Raw genomic sequence first — 18,895 nt, 5'->3', positions numbered from 1 at the left:
GGAGGCAGTCCTTGAGAAGCGGCAAAGGAAAAAGCGATGTCTTTGCTCCTATGCCGAACGGGCGGTGTGAAACCCGTAATGGCTGCCTGAAAAAAATTCCGGATCAGGCTTTGACCAGGCGCCTGGCGCTGCGGGCACCGCTGGCTGCACCTTGTCCGCGCTCCACACGCACAGGCAGCGTGCGGGCAATGGTGGCCAGCGCAAGGCCCGCCGGATCCGGCCCGTCCAGCTGGAATACGCCTGAAACACGCAGGGCAGCCACGTCGTCGGCGCATTCCATGGGCATGCCGCTCTGGCGTGACAGCTCGGTCACGAAGGCGTCCAGGCGCATGCGGCGGGCGACCAGTACGCCGTCGGTCCATGCGTCGGGCACCAGGCCTTCGTCGGGCAGGCGCACAGGGCGGTGCTGGCCGGCGTGCAGCACATGGGTTTCGCCGGAGGTGGCGACGATGGCGTCGAGGAGGTCTGGCGCAGTGCCGTCCAGCGCCCTGACATGGATGGCCACGCGGCCCTCGGTGACGTACAGGCGCGTGGCAGTGTCCGGGTGTTTTTCGTGGCGCACGCCGAAGCTGGTGCCCAGGGCCTCGAAGCGGGCCAGCGGCGTTTCCACCCAGAAGGAGCGTCGGCCTGCGAGGGAGCGCGGGTCGCTGCCGGTGTCGATGAAGATCTCTCCGCGTGCCAGGCGGACCACGCGGCGCAGCAAGGTGAAATCCACCTGCACCAGCGTGTCCGGTGCCAGGTGCAGGCGGCTGCCGTCGGCCAGCAGGGTACTGCGGCGCTCACCAATGGCCGTTTCCAGCGCGATCTGCTCGCGCGGTGCAGCCCAGCGCCAAGCCATGGATCCCAGCAGCAGGGCAGCGGGGCCCAGGAACAGCAGCCGTTGCAGGCTTGCGCGCCGGCCTCGCGCCGGCCCTGGGCCGGCGGACCGCAGCACGCCGTGGGCCAGTCCCGCCTGGCCGGCGGGCAGGGCGAACTGGGCCTCGACAGCCTGGACCTGTTGCCAGGCCTGTTCGTGCGCGGCGTGGCTGCTGCGCCATGCCTGGCAGGCGGCGCGGTCGGCATCGGTGGCCGTGCCGGAGGCCAGCCGCACGGCCCAGGCAATGGCCTGTTCCAGCGCCTGGGGGGCCTGGTCTGTGCTCACGCCGTCAGTTCCCTGCGCAGGGCAAGGCAGTGGCGTATGGCGGTGGCCATGTATTTCTCGACGGAGCTCAGGCACACGCCCAGCTGCAGGGCGATTTCCGGGTAGCTCAGGCCTTCCAGGCGGGAGAGCAGAAAGGCGCTGCGGGCCTTGGGCGGCAGGCCGGCCAGCAGGTTGTCCATGCGCACCAGGGATTCGATCAGCAGATGGCGCTCCTCGGCCGAGGGCGCCAGCGGCTCGGGCAGGCTGGCGATGGCGTCCAGGCAGGCGCGCTCCAGCGCGGCGCGGCGTGTGTGGTCCACGACCAGGCCGTGGGCGATGGTGGTGAGCCAGGCGCGCGGCTCGCGCACGCCATGCAGGGACTGGGGCTTGCCCAGCACGCGAATGAAGGTGTCCTGGGCCAGGTCGGCCGCATCGCAGGGATTGCCCAGCCTGCGCCTGAGCCAGCCCACCAGCCAGCCGTGGTGGTCGCTGTAGAGCAGGGCGATATCGGGGTGCGAAGGCGCGGCGGCCATGGAGCGGGTTCCTGGGAAAGCGGATTTGATAATGATTCGCATTCTATTTGAGCAATGGCTGCAGCCTGGCCGCAACTGGCCTGCCGCGCATGGCGTTGCATGCATCCAACGCGATCCGGCCATGCGACGGCGCCCACCTTCGGATTTGAGCTAGGACAAGACCGGCCTTGCCTGCCCCTGCTGCAATACAGCTACGGGATTTGCCCCGGGCTACTCCAAGACTCTCCATCATGAAAAGAACTCTGCTCGCCGTTGCTGCCGTTTGCGCCCTGTCGTCGGGTGCCGCCTTTGCGCAGCAGGCCGAAGGCCCCTGGATGGTGCGCGTGCGCGCCGTCCACCTGGACAGCGTCAACAAGGACAGCACGGGCCTGGGCCTGTCGATCAATGACAAGTGGATGCCCGAACTGGACGTGTCCTACTTCTTCACGCCCAACATCGCGGCCGAGCTGGTGCTGACCTACCCGCAAAAGCATGACCTGCGTGCCAACGGCCTGGGTCAGATCGGCAGCCTCAAGCACCTGCCGCCCACGCTGCTGGCGCAATACCACTTCACCAATTTCGGCGCGTTCAAGCCCTACGTGGGCGCCGGTGTCAACTTCACGCGCTTTTCCAGCGTGAACTTCGATCCCGCCGTGCAGGCCGCGCTGAACCCCTCCATCAAGAAGAACAGTTTTGGCGGCGCGCTGCAGATCGGCTTCGACTATGCGCTGGACAAGAACTGGTCGCTGAATTTCGACGTGAAGAAGGTCTTCATCGAGACGGACGTGCGCGCTGGCGGCACCAAGGTGGGCACCTTCAAGGTGAACCCCGTGCTGGTTGGCGTGGGACTGGGCTATCGCTTCTGATCTTCGGATCATGAGCGAGGCACGCGCTGCTTCATCCGGCAGCGCGTAGTGAGGCAAGGATGGGTACTTGGTCCGGTATGCCGTTCGCGGCATACCGGATTTTTTTCGTCCGGCATGCTGCAGCGCACCAGATCTGCAGGTCATGAAAAAGACACGCTCGCTGGAAACTGTCCTACCCGCGTGCCCGGGGCGGGCGCCTAGGCTGGTGCCTCGGCCTGTCGGCGCGCGCCTTGCGAGGCGGGACGCCAGTTTGCAGGCTTCATTCTGGCTGCCCGCCCCCTTGGCGACCGCTCCCCGCTGCAAGGCGGGGGCGCGGCATTCACCATGCTGAGGCGGTCGGCGCACAACGCGAGGCCCCCACCATGCTGTATGCCCACGATCATTCCGTGTCTTCCCCTCCATTGGCGTCGCGCGCCCAGCGCGTGCCCCTGCCCCTGCCTTCGGCCCCGCGCACACCGGCCGAAGGTGGCAGGAGAGAGGCTGCGCCGGAGCTGGCAGACAGCGCCCTGCGAGCAACCCTGGCCGAATTGCAGCACGGGCTGATGCAGCCGCAGGCCCGGGTCTCGCCCAAGTTTCTCTATGACTCACGCGGCTGCGACCTGTTCGAGCAGATCACGCGGCTGCCCGAGTACTACCCCACGCGCACCGAGGCTGCCATCCTGGCCGACTCCGGTCCGGCCATGGCCGAGGCCCTGCGCGGCAGCGAGGTGCTGATCGAGCTGGGTGCCGGCAACTGCGAAAAGGTGCGCGGCCTGTGCCGCAGCCTGCGTCCACGGCACTTCGTGGGCGTGGACATTGCGGGCGCCTTCCTGCGCCAGTCCGTGCGGCGCCTGGCCGAGGAGTTTCCGCAGCTGCAGGCCCATGCCGTCACGGCCGACATCACCGAGCCGCTGGCCCTGCCGCCCTATATCCCGCAGGCCGGCCGGCTGCTGTTCTACCCGGGCTCGTCCATAGGCAACTTCGACCCTGAACAGGCCCAGCGCATGCTGGGCCAGATGCGGGCCCTGCTCAGCGACGACGGTGGGCTGCTGATCGGCATAGACCTGCCCAAACCCATACAGTGGCTGGAGCCTGCCTATGACGATGCCCAGGGCGTGACGGCGCGCTTCAACCTCAACCTGCTCAGCCATGTGAACCACCTGCTGGGCAGTGACTTCAACGAGGGCGACTGGGAACATGTGGCCTTCTTCAACACCGAGCACTCGCGCATCGAAATGCACCTGCGCGCGCGGCGCCCGCTGATCGTGGGCTGGCCCCAGGGGCTGCGGCACTTCGCGGCCGGCGAGACCATACACACCGAGAACAGCTACAAATACCCGCTGCCCGACTTCCTGGACATGCTGGCCTGTGCGGGTTTCGGGGCCTGCCAGGTCTGGACCGATGAGCGCCAGTGGTTTGCCGTGATCCATGCCCATGCGTGAAATGCCCGCCGTCTTCCGCTGGGTGCAGCGCTACGAGGCCGTGCGCCAGACCACCGTGCTGCTGGCCGCCCCCTTGTCCGCCGAGGATGCCTGCGTACAGTCCATGCCCGATGCCAGCCCTGCCAAATGGCATCTGGCGCATACCACCTGGTTCTTCGAGACCTTTGTCCTGGCCGAGCACGCGCCCGGCGTGCCGCCCTTCGATCCCGACTTCCGCGTGCTGTTCAACTCCTACTACCAGCAGGTGGGTGCGCGGCATCCGCGTGCCCAGCGCGGGCTGCTGACCCGGCCCTCGCTGGCGCGGGTGCTGGCCTACCGCGAGGCGGTGGACCAGCGCATGCTGCAGATGTTCGAGGACTGGGGCACGCAGCCGCCTGCGCGTCTGGCCGCGTTGCTGGAGCTGGGCCTGCAGCATGAGCAGCAGCACCAGGAACTGCTGCTGACCGACATCAAGCACCTGCTGTCGTGCCACCCGCTGTGGCCTGCCTATCGAGAGCAGGAAGAGGGCATGCCTGCGCCTGGGCCGGCAGACGGAACGCCTGCCCCGCTGCAGTGGCAGACCGTGCCGCGTGGCATGCATGCCGTGGGCCATGGCGGCGAGGGCTTTGCGTTCGACAACGAGCGCCCGCGCCACGAGGTGTTTGTGCAAGGCTGCGAGATCGCGCAGCGGCCCGTGAGCAATGCCGAGTTCCTGCGCTTCGTCGAGGACGGCGGCTATGCCCAGCCGCAGTGGTGGCTGGCCGAAGGCTGGGACTGGCGCTGCGCGCAGCAACTGGAGCATCCCTGGTACTGGCGGCGCAATGCAGGCGGCGCGTTGGATGGCGCATCGGACGGCACGTGGCAGGAGTTCAGCCTGCATGGCGCGCTGGCGCTGGACGGGCGCCGCCCCGTCTGCCACATCTCGTTTTTCGAGGCCGACGCCTATGCGCGCTGGGCCGGCGCGCGCTTGCCTACCGAGGCGGAATGGGAGGCGGCCTTTGCCGCACCCATGGGGCAGCGCCCCGAGCACGACGAGCCTCCCGGCCCCGTGCACCCGCGCGCCATGCAGCCCGGCAGCCTTGCGCTGGGCGAGGTCTGGGAATGGACCCAGTCCGCCTACGGCGCCTACCCGGGCTTCCAGATCGCGGAGGGCGCCGTGGGTGAATACAACGGCAAGTTCATGGTCAACCAGTATGTGCTGCGGGGCGGCTCCTGCCTCACGCCGCCAGGCCATGCGCGCGCCAGCTACCGCAATTTCTTTCCCACGCAGGCGCGCTGGCAGATGACCGGCCTGCGGCTGGCGCGGGATCCGGCTTGAGCCTGCCCCTGCCGCATCCCCATGCATTGCGCCGCCCGCCGGTGCATGCAGTAGCATCGTCGGCCTCAATGATCCGAGGGAGTTCCATGTTGTTGCGTTCGCTTGTTCTTGCCATGCCGCTGTCCCTGGTCCTTGCCGGCTGCGCCACTGCGCCGCCCCAGGCTCCGGCGCCCAGCCAGCCACAGGAGCAGCCCCGGCCCCAGGTGCCTGCCCAGGCCCCGGCCGACACGCCGCGCGCCGAGCCCGAGGTGGCCAATCTCACGCCCCTGCCCAGCCTGCTGCTGATCGGCGAAGACGCAGCCGGTCGCTACTACTCCATGGTGGCCAAGGCCACCTTCACCATCGAGTCCGATGGCCGCCTGACCCTGGCCGACCAGGGCGGCGGCCAGGGCGGCGAGCCCGTGGCCCCGCATGCCGACATGCAGGACCAGAGCATGTCCACCGAATGCAAGCCCTATGGCGCCGTGGCCAACCAGCGCACCACCTGGTTCCCGTATACGGGCGTGTTCGTGCGCGGCGGCACGCTGGTCGGCGCCCAGGCGGATGGCGCCGATGCGGCCATCAAGACGCTGACCGAGCATGAAGGCGCCCAGATGCTGTACACGGGCAAGGATGCCGACCCCACCGAGTACTACTACGCGCCCTGTGTGGGCGCGCAGCGCGTGGCCACCGGCTGGAGGCTGGACCGCTATCTGCCCGATGGCGGACAGCTGCGCGTGCGTGCCGATGCGCGTAACGGCAATGGAAACGGCAAGGGCCAGACGCTGGCGCTGAAGCTGCCCAAGCCCTTTGCGCCCTTCGTGCTGGTGCGCTACCAGTCGGGAGCGATGATTCCCGTGCCCATGCGTGCCGTGCTGGCCACGGTGGACCTGCCCGAGCGCCGCGTGGTGCTGCAGTTCCAGGGCACCTACGCCGTGGAGCCGGCCATCCGCAAGATGGAGCTGCGCCTGATCGTGCCCGGCAGCCGCCCCTCCGAAGGAGAGACCGCCGCGCGCCACGCCGAACGAACCCAGGCCCAGCTGCGTGACCTGGCCCGCTGCGCCCCGCCGCGCGGCCATGCCATCGAGCCCTGCGCCAATCCGCAGCGCACGCCGGACCCGCTGATCTTCTATTCCTCGCAGGAACTGCGCGAGCGCTCGCGCAGGCGCTGAGGGCGTCTCAGACCTTGTCCAGCGCCTGCTCCAGGTCGGCCAGCAGGTCGCTGATGTGCTCAATGCCCACGGACAGGCGCACCATGCCTTCGGTGACGCCGGCCTTGGCCAGTTCCTCGGCGTCGAGCTGGCGGTGCGTGGTCGATGCCGGGTGCGTGGCCAGGGACTTGGCGTCGCCGATGTTGACCAGGCGCGTGAACAGCTGCAGCGCATCCAGGAAGCGCGCACCGGCGGCGCGGGTGTCGCTGTCGCCGCTGCCGTTCCTGAGGCTGAACGACAGGATCCCCGAGGCGCGGCCGCCCAGCTGCTTCTTCACCAGGGCGTGGTCGGGATGGTCCTGCAGGCCGGCGTAGCGCACCCATTCGATCTTGGGATGCGTTTGCAGCGTCTCGGCGATCTTCTGGGTGTTCTCGCAGATGCGGTCCATGCGCAGGGCCAGCGTCTCTATGCCTTGCAGGATCAGGAAGGCGTTGTGCGGCGACAGTGCGGCGCCGGTATTGCGCAGCGGCACCACGCGCACGCGGCCGATGTAGGCTGCCTCGCCCAGGGCCTCGGTGTAGACCACGCCGTGGTAGCTGACATCGGGCTCGTTCAGGCGCTTGAAGCGGGCCTTGTGCTCGGCCCAGGGGAACTTGCCGCTGTCCACGACGGCGCCGCCCACGCTGTTGCCGTGGCCGCCCAGGTACTTGGTCAGCGAGTGCACCACGATGTCGGCGCCATGCTCGATGGGGCGCAGCAGGTAGGGGCTGGGCACGGTGTTGTCCACGATCAGCGGCACGCCATGGGCGTGGGCCACGTCGGCCAGGGCGCGGATGTCGGTGACATTGCCCAGCGGGTTGCCGATGGACTCGATGAAGATGGCCTTGGTCTTTTCGTCGATGTGCTGGGCGAAGCTGGCCGGGTCGCGCGGATCGGCAAAGCGCACCGTGATGCCCTGCTGCGGGAAAGTGTGGGCGAACAGGTTGTAGGTGCCGCCGTAGAGCGTGCTGGCCGAGACGATGTTGTCGCCTGCCTCCGCGATGGCCTGGATGGCATAGGTGATGGCTGCCATGCCCGAGGCCACGGCCACGGCGGCAATGCCGCCTTCCAGCGCCGCGACGCGCTTTTCCAGCACGTCGGTGGTGGGGTTCATGATGCGCGTGTAGATGTTGCCGGCCACCTTGAGGTCGAACAGGTCGGCGCCATGCTGGGCACTGTCGAAGGCATAGGCCACGGTCTGGTAGATGGGCACGGCGGCCGACTTGGTGGTGGGGTCGGGCGAGTAGCCGGCGTGGACGGCCAGGGTTTCGATGCGCATGGAAGATTGCCTTTCTGGTGACGGCTTACGCAAGAAGGGCAGGGGCGGGCCATTTGCCATGGGCAGCGGCGCGTCCCGCATCCTGTTTGAGTAAGTCCTGAGGTTTTACAAGCGGAGGACGGTTGGCATTGTGGCGTGCCGGCCTCCGGTGCCCAACGATGCGTTGGTTACGAACATATACGCCGCAGACCGGTTGCTCCTCTGCCGCGCGCAGATATGTCCGGCCTGGCTTTGCCAGGATCGTGAGTGAATGTGTATTTTTGTTAACAACGTGTTGTAACGTGACCTGATCGCTAGACTCCATTCGGGAGTTGATGGTGACGTTGACAGCAAGACATTTTCTGGCGCTGGCGGTGCCTTTGTGCACCTCGCTGCTGGCCGGCTGTTTCTATGTCTGCTGGCGGCATCTGCGTGCCCGGCGCGAATTGCGCAGCATGTCCCTCGCCTTCACCGGATTCAGCCTGGCGCTGCTGCTGCAGGTCCTGGAGCGGCCTGCGGCCGTGCCCGTCAATGCGCTGGCCACGGCCGCGCTGCAGCTGTGTGCGGCCTGGTTCATCACCGAGGCCATGGCCATGCGCCAGGGCGTGCGACCGGATGCGCCGCTGGCGGCTGTCTTTGGCAGTGCAGTGTTGGCGGTGCTGGGCTACTACGCCTGGGTCGTTCCCGATGCGCAGGCGCGCCAGCATGTGCTCAATTTCGGCCTGGGACTGCAACTGGCCCTGCCGCTGTGGCGTTTGCCGCGCAGGCATCCCGGTACGGACTGGGACCGGCTGCTGCTGGGGGTGTTCGTGGTCTTTGCGCTGAGCTTTTTCGTTCGTGCGCTGTGGCTGACACCGCCTGGCGCCTCGCCACCGGCCGACGCGGCCAGTGAATGGCTGGGCGTTTCTTCCGCGTGCCTGGCGAAGCAGCTGAGCCTGCTGGTGTTCGGCCTGCTGTTCGCCATTGTGTTCCTGGCGGCGGCGGTGCGCGACACCGTGCAGGAGCTGCATGAGGAGCGCGACCGCGATCCGCTGACAGGGCTTCTGAACCGGCGCGCCTTCAAGGAGGAGGTGCAGCGCCGGCGGGCCGAGCACCCTCAGCTTTCAGCCGCCGTGCTGGTCTGTGATCTGGACCATTTCAAGCGGGTCAACGACGGCTGGGGCCACGCGGCCGGTGACGAAGTGCTGCAGCGCTTTGCGCGACTGCTGCTGCGCAGCACGCGCCAGCAGGACCTGGTGGCCCGCTTTGGCGGGGAAGAGTTCGTGGCCTTGCTGCCGCGTGCGGACCCGCTGGCCGTGCAGTCGATCACCCGGCGCATACAGACCCAGCTGCGCCTGATGGGCTTCAGCGGGCTGCCCGACGAGGTGCGCATCACCGCCAGCTTCGGCGTGGCCTGGATGGCGCCGGGCCAGACGCTGGAGCAGGCGCTCGCGCGTGCCGACGCCATGCTCTACGAGGCCAAGCGCGCAGGCCGGGACCGGGTGCGGCTGGTGAAGGAAGAAGAAACGCTCTAGGACTTGGCCGGCGCGACCGCAGCCTGCAGCAGGCGAGCAGTGCGGGGCGGACGCGTTGTCTGCGGCGTCTGCGGGGCGCTGGACTCGCGCGGCCCGCGCGGTTCAAGCGCAGGCCTGGAAGGCCGCTGGGCCGGTGCCGGCTGGCGCAGCTCCCAGCCCGGCAGCGCGGCATGCACCATGGCGGCGCCGTGGGCGTCGTTGGCCGCATAGTGGCGCTGGGCCAGGCTCAGTTGCGGTGCAGCCCAGTTGGAGGTGGAGATCTTCTTGGACTTTTGGAAGTTCTGCCCCAGCACCAGGGCCACGGCCGCGCGCACGCCTACCGAGCTGGCGTAGCCATGGCGCTTGAACACGCGGTCCAGGTCGATCACGTTGTTCAGCGCCACGCCCAGGCGCGCGGGCAGCGCGCTGCGGTCATGGTCCAGCCCGAAGCCGGCCTTGCAGATGGCCTCGCTGGCCATCACGTCGGCCGCAAGCGCGCGTGCCTGCGTATGGTGCAGCTGCAGCAGCCAGGCCTGGTCGCAGGTGGACAGTTGCACCACATGGGGGCCGGTGTCGGTCTGGCTGGCGTGGAAAAGAGGCTTGCTCTCGGTATCGAAGCCGAGCACGGGCGCGGCCATCAGCGCGGCGCGGGCGGCCGCGAATTCGGCGTCGGTGGCGGGCACGTGGATGCAGCGTTCCGGCAGGGCGGAAAAAGGCGGCAGCAGGCGGCTGTCTTCCTTGCTGGGGGCGTGCAGGCGGGGCATGGGAAAGGGGGGGAGGCCGAGGCGAGCCGTCAAGTATGCCTGCTCCTGCATGTCCCTTCGGCCCCGGGTTTTTATCCCCGATGCATGTGGACGGAGTTGTGGAAAACTCCGGGTGTAACTTGCCGAATCCGCGCCCTGCAAGGCTTTCCACGGAATGCCTAAAAAATCAGCGCAGTGGCGAAAGGGCGTCGATTAAGGGTAATTACGGATGGCCGCGCCGGACCCGTGGGCAGGGTCCGGTGGTTGTTTCAAGAGGTGTCTAAAGGCCTTGGTCGCTGAACACCGGGGCCCGTTTTTCCAGGCCTGCGCGCACGGCTTCGGCCTGGTTGGCGCTGCCCAGCAGGGCCTGCTGCTCGCGCGCCTCGGCCAGCAGGATGTCCTGGGGCGATGCCGTTTCGCTGAGCTGCATCAGGCGCTTGGACGCACGCATGGCGTGCGGGCTGCTGGCCGCGATCTGGCGGGCCAGATGGCGCGCTTCCTCCAGCGGCGCGGAACTCACGCGCGTGGCCAGGCCCAGGGCCACGGCCTCGGGGCCGGGCACGATGCGGCCCGTGTAGACCAGCTCGCGCAGCACGTCGCCGCGCACCAGCGGCGCGGCCAGCGCGCAGCCGGCCATGTCGGGCACCAGTCCCCACTTGATTTCCATGATGGACAGCCGCGCATCCTCGGCCACCAGGCGGATGTCCGCGCCCAGCGCCAGCTGCAGGCCGCCGCCGTAGGCCACGCCGTGCACGGCGGCGATCACGGGCACGGGCAGTTCGCGCCAGCCCCAGCAGATCTGCTGGAAGCGGTTGGCAATGCCGTGCGTGCGCGCGGCCAGGTCCGTCATGTCTGCCGTCTGCTGGCCGTCGGCAATGCCGGCCATGCTGCCCATGTCCAGGCCCGCGCAGAAGGCGCGCCCCTCGCCATGCAGCACCACGGCGCGCAACCCGGACGTGTCCCGCAGCCGCGCCAATGCGTCGATCAGGGCGTCGAACATGGCGGGGTCCAGCGCATTCATCTTGTCGGGCCGGGCCAGGGTCACCTCGGCCACGCCGTGGTCCACCGATATGCGCACGCGTTCTTGGCTCATGGCTTGTCTCCTTGTGTCTATGCGGTTCTTTGCTGGCGGTCTGCTGCGTTGCGCGATTCGATGGCGCTGCGCGCATTCGCCCAGTCCTGGTCGCTCCAGCTGGCCAGCCCGGCGAAGTTGCCGCCCGTCGCCTGGTATTGTCCGCCGTCTATGGCGATGGTCTGTCCCGTCAGGTACTCGGCCTGGCGGCTCATGAGGAAGACGGCCAGGTTGGCCAGCTCGGGCATGCGGCCGTTGCGGCCCATGGGGTTGTCGGCGCGCACATGCTCGCCGCCCTGCGGGTTCAGCCGCGCGCTCATGCCTTCGGTGGGAAACAGGCCTGGCGCGATGGCGTTGAAGCGTATGCCCCGGTTGCCCCATTCCACGGCCAGCGACTGCGTCATGGCATGCACGCCCGACTTGGCCATGGCCGAGGGCACGGTGAAGGCCGAGCCGTTCCAGACCCAGGTGGTGAGGATGGACAGCACGCTGGCCTTGCGGCCCTCGGCCAGCCAGCGGCGGCCGCACTCCAGCGTGAGGTTGAAGCTGCCGCGCATGACGATGTTGGCCACGGCGTCGAAGGCGCGCATGGACAGGTCCTCGGTGCGGCTCACGAAGTTGCCGGCCGCGTTGTTGACCAGGCCCGTGAGCGCGCCGCCGTCGGCCCAGATGGCCTCGATCATCTGCTCCACGGCCTCGGGCTGGCGCACGTCGCAGGCATGGCCCGTGGCCCGGCCGCCGTGCTGCTGCATCAGCTCCTGCGCTGTCTGCTCGACCACGGCGCCGCGCCGGCCGCACAGGTGGATGTCGGCGCCCAGCATGAGAAACGCCTCGGCCATGACCCGGCCCAGGCCGGTGCCGCCGCCGGTGACGAGGATGCGTTCGCCCTGGAGCAGGCCGGGCTTGTAGATGAGGTCGTCGAGGGTCATGGCTGCTGTCTCCTGTGCTGCCGGGGAAGGGATAGGGGGACTGCGGCAGCGCTTGGCACCGCCAGGGGATCGGAGCGTCAGAGCGCGCGCGAGATCACTTCCTTCATGATTTCGCTGGTGCCGCCGTAGATGCGCTGCACGCGCGCATCGGCGTACATGCGCGTGACCATGTATTCGTTCATGTAGCCGTAGCCACCATGCAGTTGCACGAGTTCGTCGAGCACGCGGCCCTGCGCTTCCGAGCCCCACAGCTTGGCCATGGAGGCCGTGGCCGTGTCCAGCGTGCCGGCCACCAACTGCTCCACGCAGCGGTCGATGAAGGCGCGGCCCACGGTCAGCGTGGTGGCCACCTCGGCGAGCTTGAACCGGGTGTTCTGCATGTCGGCAATGGCCTGGCCGAAGGCGCGGCGCTCGCGCACGTAGGCCAGCGTGGCCTCATAGGCGCCTTCCATGCAGGCCAGGGCGGCCAGGCCGATGATCAGGCGTTCGTAGGGCAGGTCGCCCATGAGCTGGTAGAAGCCCTGGCCTTCGCGCCCGCCCAGCAGCGCGTCCTGCGGCACGGTCACGTCGTCGAAGAACAGCTCCGAGGTGTCCTGGGCCTTCATGCCCATCTTGTCGAGCACGCGGCCCACGCGAAAGCCCGCGCAGTCCCGGGTCTCCACGATGAGGATGGAGGTGCCGCGCGCGCCCTGGGCCGGGTCGGTCTTGCAGACCACGAGGATCAGGCCGGCCAGCAGGCCGTTGGTGATGAAGGTCTTGCTGCCGTTGATGCGGTAGCGGCCGTCCCTGAGTTCTGCGCGCGTGCGCACGCCCTGCAGGTCCGAACCCGCGCCGGGCTCGGTCATGGCGATGGCGCCCACCAGTTCGCCGCGCGCCATGGCGGGCAGGTACTTGCGCTTTTGCGCCTCGGTGCCGTGGTTGAGCAGGTAGTGGGCCACGATGGAATGCACGGAGTTGCTCATGCCCGAGAGGGCGCGGCGCGCCATCTCCTCGTGGATCACGGCCTCGTGGCGGAAGTCGCCGCCGCCGCCGCCGTAGTCCTCGGGGATGTCGGTGCACAGCAGGCCCAGCTCGCCGGCGCGGCGCCAGATGGCATGGCCCACGTTGCCGCGCTGGCGTGCGGCCTCGTCCTGCGGCTGCATTTCGGTTTCCAGAAAGCGCACGGCGGTGGCGCGCAGGCTTTCCAGTTCGGGGGTGCTCCAGGAGCGTGTCAGTTGCAGTGGCATGGCTTGGACCGGTGGATTGAGGGGTTCAGTTGATGCGGCGTTCACGGCCCTGCCAGTAGGGCTCGCGCAGCTGGAATTTCTGCAGCTTGCCGGCGGCCGACAGCGGCAGCTCGCTGCGGAACTCCACCGAGCGTGGGCACTTGTAGCCCGCGATGCGTTCGCGGCAGTGGGCGATGACCTCGGCCTCGGTCAGCGGCTGGCCCTCGCGCGCGACGATCACGGCGTGCACGCGCTCGCCCCAGCGTTCGTCGGGCACGCCGATGACGGCGCACATGGCGACCTGGGGCAGCTGGGCGATGGCGTTCTCGACCTCGGCCGAGTACACGTTCTCGCCGCCGCTGACGATCATGTCCTTGAGCCGGTCCACGACGAAGAGGTAGCCGTCGGCATCCAGCCGGCCCATGTCGCCCGTGTGCATCCAGCCGTCCTTGAGCGCGGCGGCCGTCTCGGCGGGCCTGTTCCAGTAGCCCTGCATGACCATGGGGCCGCGTGCCGTGATCTCGCCCACCTCGCCGGCAGGCAGCTCGCGGCCCTCGCCATCGACGATGCGCACCTCGGCAATGGTCACGGGCCGGCCGGCCGCGCGCAGCAGGCGCTCGCGCTGCGGGCCGGGACGGTGCTCGGGCGGGCCCATGGACACGATGGTAGGCGACAGCTCGGTCATGCCGTAGGCCTGGGCGAAGTCGGCGCCGGGCAGTAGCTGCATGGCGCGCTCCAGCAAGGTGGCATCGATGGGCGCCGCGCCATAGAGCATGAGGCGCAGGCTGGACAGGTCGAACTCGGCCAGGCGCGGATGCTCGATCAGCCGGCGGATCATGGTGGGCACCAGGAACAGCTCGTTCACGCCGTGCTGCTGAATGCCGTCCAGGATGGCCAGCTCGTCGAAGGCCGGCACGATGACCTGGGGTACCAGGCGCTGGGCCATGAGCAGGGCCAGGCCGCAGCCGGCCACATGGAACATGGGCGTGACCACCATGCCCACCTTCACATGCTGGCGCGGCACGTTGCTGGCATTGGACAGGGCGTTGATGAACAGGTTGTCGTGGCTGAGCATCACCCCCTTGGGCCGGCCCGTGGTGCCGCCCGTATACATCACGGCGGCCAGGTCGTTGCCGCTGCGCAGCGCGTCGGCGCAGGGCGTGGCGGCGGCCAGCAATTGCTCGTAGTGCAGCGCGCCTTCGGGCGCGGCGCCCGTGCCGCAGAACACCACGGTGCGCAGGCTGGAGGACAGCTCGCGCAGCCGGGGCACCAGGGGCGCGAAGGCATCGTCCACGAAGAGCACGCGCGTGTCGCAGTCGTCCAGCGAGTAGGCCACCTCGTGCGCGCTCCAGCGGATGTTGACGGGGTTGACCGCGGCGCCTGCCCACCAGCAGCCATAGAAGTATTCAAGGTAGCGGATGGAGTTCAGGCCCATCATGCCGACGCGGTCGCCGGGCGCCACGTCCAGCGCCCGCAGCAGGCCGGCGCAGCGTTCGATGCGCTGCGCAAGCTGCGACCAGCTGGCCTGCTCTGCGCCGCAGATGGCTGCCGTGGCGCCGGCCCTTTCGCGGCGGCCCTTGTGGATGGCCTGGGTGAGATACATGGGCATGGGGTTTCCTCAGGAGCGGGCATTCCAGGCGGCCAGCGTGTCCTGCAGGCTGGCGGCGCGCGGGGGGCGGGGCTGCTCGGGCACGCTGCGCGAAAAGCGCGGCGCCGGCGCGGGCTGGAGCACGCCGCCGGCCTCGGTGAACGTGGCGCGCGCGCGGTTGTGGGCGTGCTGGGGCGCCTCGTCCCAGTCGAGCACGGGCGCGAAGCAGGCATCGCTGCCTTCCAGCAGCTCGCACCATTGCTGGCGCGTGCGCGTGCGGAACACGTCGGCCAGGCGCAGCTTGAGCAGGGGCCAGCGTGCGGCGTCCAGTTGCGCGTCGAACAGCGGGTCCTGTATGCCGCAGCGCTGGCGCAGCTCGGCGTAGAACTGCGGCTCGATGGCGCCTATGGCGATGTATTTGCCGTCGGCGCAGGCATAGGTGTCATAGAAGTGCGCGCCGCCGTCCAGCAGGTTCTCTCCGCGCTGGTTGCTCCACTGGCCCTTGGCCTTGAAGCCGTACATGAAGGCCGACAGCAGGGCCGTGCCATCGGTCATGGCCGCGTCGATGACCTGGCCCCGGCCGCTGCGCCCGGCCTCGTGCAGTGCGGCCAGCAGGCCCACGGCCAGCAGCATGCCGCCGCCGCCGAAGTCGCCCACGTAGTTGAGCGGCGGCACGGGCGCCTCGCCCGCGCGGCCGATGGCGTGCAGGGCGCCGGAGATGGCGATGTAGTTGATGTCATGCCCCGCCGCATGCGCCAGCGGCCCGTGCTGGCCCCAGCCCGTCATGCGGCCGTAGACCAGGCGCGGGTTGCGCGCCAGGCAGGGCTCGGGCCCCAGGCCCAGGCGCTCCATCACGCCGGGCCGAAAGCCCTCGATCAGCAGATCGGCGCGTGCGATCAGCGCCAGGGCCGAGGCCTGGCCTTCCTCGCCGCGCAGGTCGATCTCGACCTGGCTGCGGCTGCGCGTGGTGATGTCCTGTGCATCGACCGGCGTGCCGGGCCGCGCGATGCGCAGCACCTCGGCACCCATGTCGGCCAGCAGCATGGCGCAGAACGGCCCCGGGCCCAGGCCCGCGAACTCGACCACGCGCACGCCTTCAAGCGGTCCTGGCATGGAGGTCTCCTTTGTTCTCTTTTCTTCAATGAACCATAGAGCAGAGCGCTATGGAACTGGCGTTGTCCAAGCGAGAGACACCGAGGAAGGGCCGCCCCGCACCGAAGGTGTCGTCCCCCATTGGGGGAAGCCGCTCAGCGGCTCAGGGGGTAATTCCTGTACTGCTCGCGCAGCTTGGTCTTTAGCAGTTTTCCCGTGGCCGTGTGCGGCAGCTCGGCCACCTGCAGCACATCGTCGGGCAGCCACCATTTGGCGATGCGCGTGGACAGGAAATCGAGCATGGACTCGCGGCTGACGCTGTGGCCTGCGCGCGGCACCACCAGCAGCAGCGGCCGCTCCTGCCACTTGGGATGGGCCACGCCGATGATGGCGGCCTCGGCCACGCCGGGATGGCCCATGGCGGCGTTCTCCACGTCGATGGAGGAAATCCACTCGCCGCCCGACTTGATCACGTCCTTGGCGCGGTCCACCAGCTGCAGGAAGCCGTCGGCATCGATGGTGGCCACGTCGCCCGTGGTGAAGAAGCCTTCCTCATCGACGGGCGAGCCGCCTTCGCCCTTGAAGTAGCCGCTGGCGATCCAGGGGCCGCGCACGCGCAGGTGTCCCCGGGCCTGGCCGTCCCAGGGCTGGGGCCGGCCGTCGTCGTCCACGATCTTGAGGTCCACGCCCCAGACGCCGCGCCCCTGCTTGAGCTTGACCTTGACCAGTTCCTCGCCCGACAGCGCGTCGTGCCGGGGCAGCAGCTTGCTGACCACGCCGATGGGGCTGGTCTCGGTCATGCCCCATCCCTGCACGACCTGGGCGCCGAACTGGTTCTCGAAGCGCTCCAGCATGGCGCGCGGCACGGCCGCGCCGCCGATGCCAATGCTCTTGACGCCCAGCGCGCGCGGGTCGATGTCGGGATGCGCATCCAGGTACTGGAACAGCATCAGCCACACGGTGGGCACGCCCTGCGAGAAGGTGACCTTCTCGTCGCGCATGAGCTCGTAGACGCTCTGGCCGTCCAGGTGGGGGCCGGGCAGCACCAGCCGTGCGCCGGCCATGGCCGCCGCATAGGGCGTGCCCCAGGCGTTGGCATGGAACATGGGCACGATGAGCATCACGGTCTCGCGCGCGTTCAGGCCGAAGGTGTCGGGCGCCAGCTCCATCAGCGTGTGCAGCACGGTGGAGCGGTGCGAGTACAGCACGCCCTTGGGGTGGCCCGTGGTGCCCGAGGTGTAGCACAGCGAGGAGGCCGTGCGCTCGTCGAACTCGGGCCACTCGAAGTCCTCGCTCTGGTTGCCCACCAGCTCGTCCCAGCAGTGCAGGTCGGGCAGGTCCAGCGCGGGCATGTGCTCGCGCGAACTCATGCAGACATAGGTGGTGACGGTCTTCAGATGCGGTGCGAGCTTTTCCACCAGCGGCGCGAAGGTCACGTCGAAGAACAGCACCCGGTCCTCGGCATGGTTGGCGATGTATTCGATCTGCTCGGGAAACAGGCGCGGGTTGATGGTGTGCAGCACCGCGCCGCTGCCCGAGACGCCGAAGTACAGCGCCAGATGGCGCCAGCTGTTCCAGGCCAGCGTGCCCACGCGTTCGCCAGGCTGCACGCCCAGCGACTGCAGGGCGTTGGCCACCTGGCAGGAGGCGCGGCGCATGCCGGCCCAGTCGGTGCGGTGCAGGCCACCGTCCCGGGTTTCCGGCAGGCGCGAGACGATCTCGGTGTGCGGATGAAAGCGCGCCGCATGCTCGATCAGCGACGAGATCATGAGCGGGCGGTCCTGCATCAGTCCTTGCAAGGCGGGCATGGGGTGTCTCCTGTCGTTGTCCTGAACGCCGGGGTCATTGCACGGGCGCGTAGCGGCTGCCGTCGAAGCGCACGAGCTGCATCTTCTTGATGGGGAAGAAATCGTCCGCACCGGTCTGCAGGCTGATGCCCGGGTAGAGCATGGGCAGGTCCATCTTCAGGCTGGCGGCCTGCTTCATGATGTTGGCGCGCGTGAGCTCGTCGCCGGCCTGCCTGAGCACCTGCACCAGGGTCTGGGCCTGGGAGTAGCCGATGACGTTGAGCGAATCGTTGGGGTCGCCGGCCGGGTAGAACTGCTTCATGAAGGCCAGGTAGCCGGCCAGCTCGGGCGTGCCCTGGTTGGTGGGGTCCGAGGGCTCGCGCAGGTAGCTGGCCGTCATCACGCCGCGCGCGTTGTCCAGGCCCGCGGGCTTGAGCACCGAGCTGATGGACAGCGAGACGCTGACCAGGTAGTGCGCAGGCTTCCAGCCGATGTCGGCGGCCTTGCGTATGGACTGGGCCGCGAACTTGGGCGTGCTGATGTTGATGAAGGTGTCCGCCCCCGAGCCCTTGAGCGCCACCATCTGGCTGTCCACCGTGGGGTCGCCGACCTCGTAGGTCTGCTGCACGACGATGCGCTGCTTGGCCTGCTCGCCGAATCCGTCGAGCACGCCCTTGAGGTAGTCCTTGCCGAAGTCGTCGTTCTGCATCAGGACGGCCACCTTGGCCTGGGGCCGCGTGGCCAGGATGTGCTGGGCGAAGGTGCGGCCTTCGAGCTGGTAGGTGGGCTGCCAGCCCATGGTCCAGGGGAAGTTCTTCGGATCGCCCCAGCGCGTGGCGCCCGTGGAGACGAACAGCTGGGGCACCTTGCGCTGGTTCATGTAGCGATGCACGGCCTGGTTGTGCGAGGTGCCCAGCGCGCCGAACATCAGCAGCACGCCGTCGCGCTCGACCAACTTGCGCGTCTGCTCCACGCTCTGGGCGGGGTTGTAGGCGTCGTCGGCCGAGAGGTAGGTGATCTTGCGGCCGTTGATGCCGCCCTCGGCGTTGATCTTGGCGAAGTAGGCCGCATGGGTCTTGCCTATGGTTCCATAGGCCGACACGGGACCTGAGTAGGGCACGAAGTTGCCGATGCGGATCTCGGTGTCGCTGGCGCCGGTGTCGTACTTCTTCTGGGTCTGGGTCTGGGTCTGGGCCTGGGCTGGCACCGGGGTGACGGCCGGCAGGACCAGCGCCAGGCAGGCGATCAGGGCCCGGGGGCCGCGGGCGAAGGGGTTGCGCATGGTGGTCTCCTGGCTTGCGGGCGCCGTGCCCGCTTTTCTTGTGTTGGCCGGTCCATGGTAG

At 68.6% G+C, this 18,895-nt stretch carries 16 protein-coding genes; 5 read left to right on the top strand and 11 right to left on the bottom strand.

The window, feature by feature from the left end:
- Window positions 1-103 precede the first annotated feature (103 nt).
- Complete coding sequence (locus tag DTS01S_RS12840) at window positions 104-1,141, bottom strand: FecR family protein (protein WP_061287840.1); 1,038 nt, start codon at window positions 1,139-1,141, stop codon at window positions 104-106.
- Window positions 1,138-1,653 carry a sigma-70 family RNA polymerase sigma factor gene (locus tag DTS01S_RS12835; RefSeq protein ID WP_016449199.1) on the bottom strand — a complete coding sequence of 172 codons (516 nt, stop codon included), beginning with the start codon at window positions 1,651-1,653 and terminating at the stop codon, window positions 1,138-1,140. The genes DTS01S_RS12840 and DTS01S_RS12835 overlap by 4 nt, the downstream gene beginning before the upstream one ends.
- Before the next feature lie 230 nt (window positions 1,654-1,883).
- Between DTS01S_RS12835 and DTS01S_RS12830 the strand changes: the two genes are divergently transcribed.
- From DTS01S_RS12830 to DTS01S_RS12815, 4 genes are all read left to right on the top strand, one after another.
- Window positions 1,884-2,498 carry an OmpW/AlkL family protein gene (locus tag DTS01S_RS12830; protein ID WP_016449200.1) on the top strand — a complete coding sequence of 205 codons (615 nt, stop codon included), beginning with the start codon at window positions 1,884-1,886 and terminating at the stop codon, window positions 2,496-2,498.
- 362 nt (window positions 2,499-2,860) lie between these two features.
- Entirely contained in the window at window positions 2,861-3,919 is a 1,059-nt protein-coding gene (gene egtD / locus DTS01S_RS12825; protein WP_046241879.1) for an L-histidine N(alpha)-methyltransferase, read from the top strand.
- Window positions 3,906-5,216, top strand: a complete 1,311-nt coding sequence (egtB, locus tag DTS01S_RS12820; protein ID WP_061287839.1) for an ergothioneine biosynthesis protein EgtB — start codon at window positions 3,906-3,908, stop codon at window positions 5,214-5,216. The genes egtD and egtB overlap by 14 nt, the downstream gene beginning before the upstream one ends.
- A gap of 86 nt (window positions 5,217-5,302) precedes the next feature.
- On the top strand, window positions 5,303-6,367 hold the full coding sequence (locus tag DTS01S_RS12815; RefSeq protein ID WP_016449203.1) for a hypothetical protein: 1,065 nt from the start codon (window positions 5,303-5,305) through the stop codon (window positions 6,365-6,367).
- Window positions 6,368-6,374: 7 nt separating this feature from the next.
- Here the strand turns inward: DTS01S_RS12815 and DTS01S_RS12810 are convergent, their stop codons facing one another.
- Window positions 6,375-7,664, bottom strand: coding sequence for an O-acetylhomoserine aminocarboxypropyltransferase/cysteine synthase family protein (locus DTS01S_RS12810; protein ID WP_061287838.1), 1,290 nt, complete (start codon window positions 7,662-7,664; stop codon window positions 6,375-6,377).
- Between the two features lie 434 nt (window positions 7,665-8,098).
- Between DTS01S_RS12810 and DTS01S_RS12805 the strand changes: the two genes are divergently transcribed.
- Entirely contained in the window at window positions 8,099-9,157 is a 1,059-nt protein-coding gene (locus tag DTS01S_RS12805) for a GGDEF domain-containing protein (protein WP_227472559.1), read from the top strand.
- On the opposite strand, the gene DTS01S_RS12800 is transcribed toward DTS01S_RS12805, so the two are convergent.
- The 8 genes from DTS01S_RS12800 to DTS01S_RS12765 form a co-directional block, all read right to left on the bottom strand.
- Window positions 9,154-9,900 (bottom strand): 3'-5' exonuclease, encoded by a 747-nt coding sequence (locus DTS01S_RS12800; RefSeq protein WP_061287857.1) that lies wholly within the window; start codon window positions 9,898-9,900, stop codon window positions 9,154-9,156. The genes DTS01S_RS12805 and DTS01S_RS12800 overlap by 4 nt on opposite strands.
- 259 nt (window positions 9,901-10,159) lie before the next feature.
- A complete protein-coding gene (locus tag DTS01S_RS12795) occupies window positions 10,160-10,972 on the bottom strand; it encodes a crotonase/enoyl-CoA hydratase family protein (RefSeq protein ID WP_046241661.1) in 813 nt (270 codons plus the stop codon).
- A 17-nt stretch (window positions 10,973-10,989) separates the two neighbouring features.
- Window positions 10,990-11,880 (bottom strand): SDR family oxidoreductase, encoded by an 891-nt coding sequence (locus DTS01S_RS12790; RefSeq protein WP_034363614.1) that lies wholly within the window; start codon window positions 11,878-11,880, stop codon window positions 10,990-10,992.
- Between the two features lie 77 nt (window positions 11,881-11,957).
- A complete protein-coding gene (locus DTS01S_RS12785; protein ID WP_047218395.1) occupies window positions 11,958-13,106 on the bottom strand; it encodes an acyl-CoA dehydrogenase family protein in 1,149 nt (382 codons plus the stop codon).
- 25 nt (window positions 13,107-13,131) lie between these two features.
- Window positions 13,132-14,694 carry a long-chain-fatty-acid--CoA ligase gene (locus DTS01S_RS12780; RefSeq protein ID WP_061287837.1) on the bottom strand — a complete coding sequence of 521 codons (1,563 nt, stop codon included), beginning with the start codon at window positions 14,692-14,694 and terminating at the stop codon, window positions 13,132-13,134.
- Between the two features lie 9 nt (window positions 14,695-14,703).
- Complete coding sequence (locus DTS01S_RS12775; protein ID WP_012206624.1) at window positions 14,704-15,786, bottom strand: CaiB/BaiF CoA transferase family protein; 1,083 nt, start codon at window positions 15,784-15,786, stop codon at window positions 14,704-14,706.
- Between the two features lie 134 nt (window positions 15,787-15,920).
- On the bottom strand, window positions 15,921-17,573 hold the full coding sequence (locus DTS01S_RS12770; protein ID WP_061287836.1) for a long-chain-fatty-acid--CoA ligase: 1,653 nt from the start codon (window positions 17,571-17,573) through the stop codon (window positions 15,921-15,923).
- A gap of 34 nt (window positions 17,574-17,607) precedes the next feature.
- Complete coding sequence (locus DTS01S_RS12765; RefSeq protein WP_016451392.1) at window positions 17,608-18,834, bottom strand: ABC transporter substrate-binding protein; 1,227 nt, start codon at window positions 18,832-18,834, stop codon at window positions 17,608-17,610.
- Window positions 18,835-18,895: the final 61 nt, after the last annotated feature.

Origin of the sequence: Delftia tsuruhatensis NBRC 16741 (genome assembly GCF_001571325.1) — a bacterium.
Lineage (GTDB): Bacteria > Pseudomonadota > Gammaproteobacteria > Burkholderiales > Burkholderiaceae_C > Comamonas > Comamonas tsuruhatensis.
This window is presented reverse-complemented; position numbering and strand designations above follow the sequence as displayed.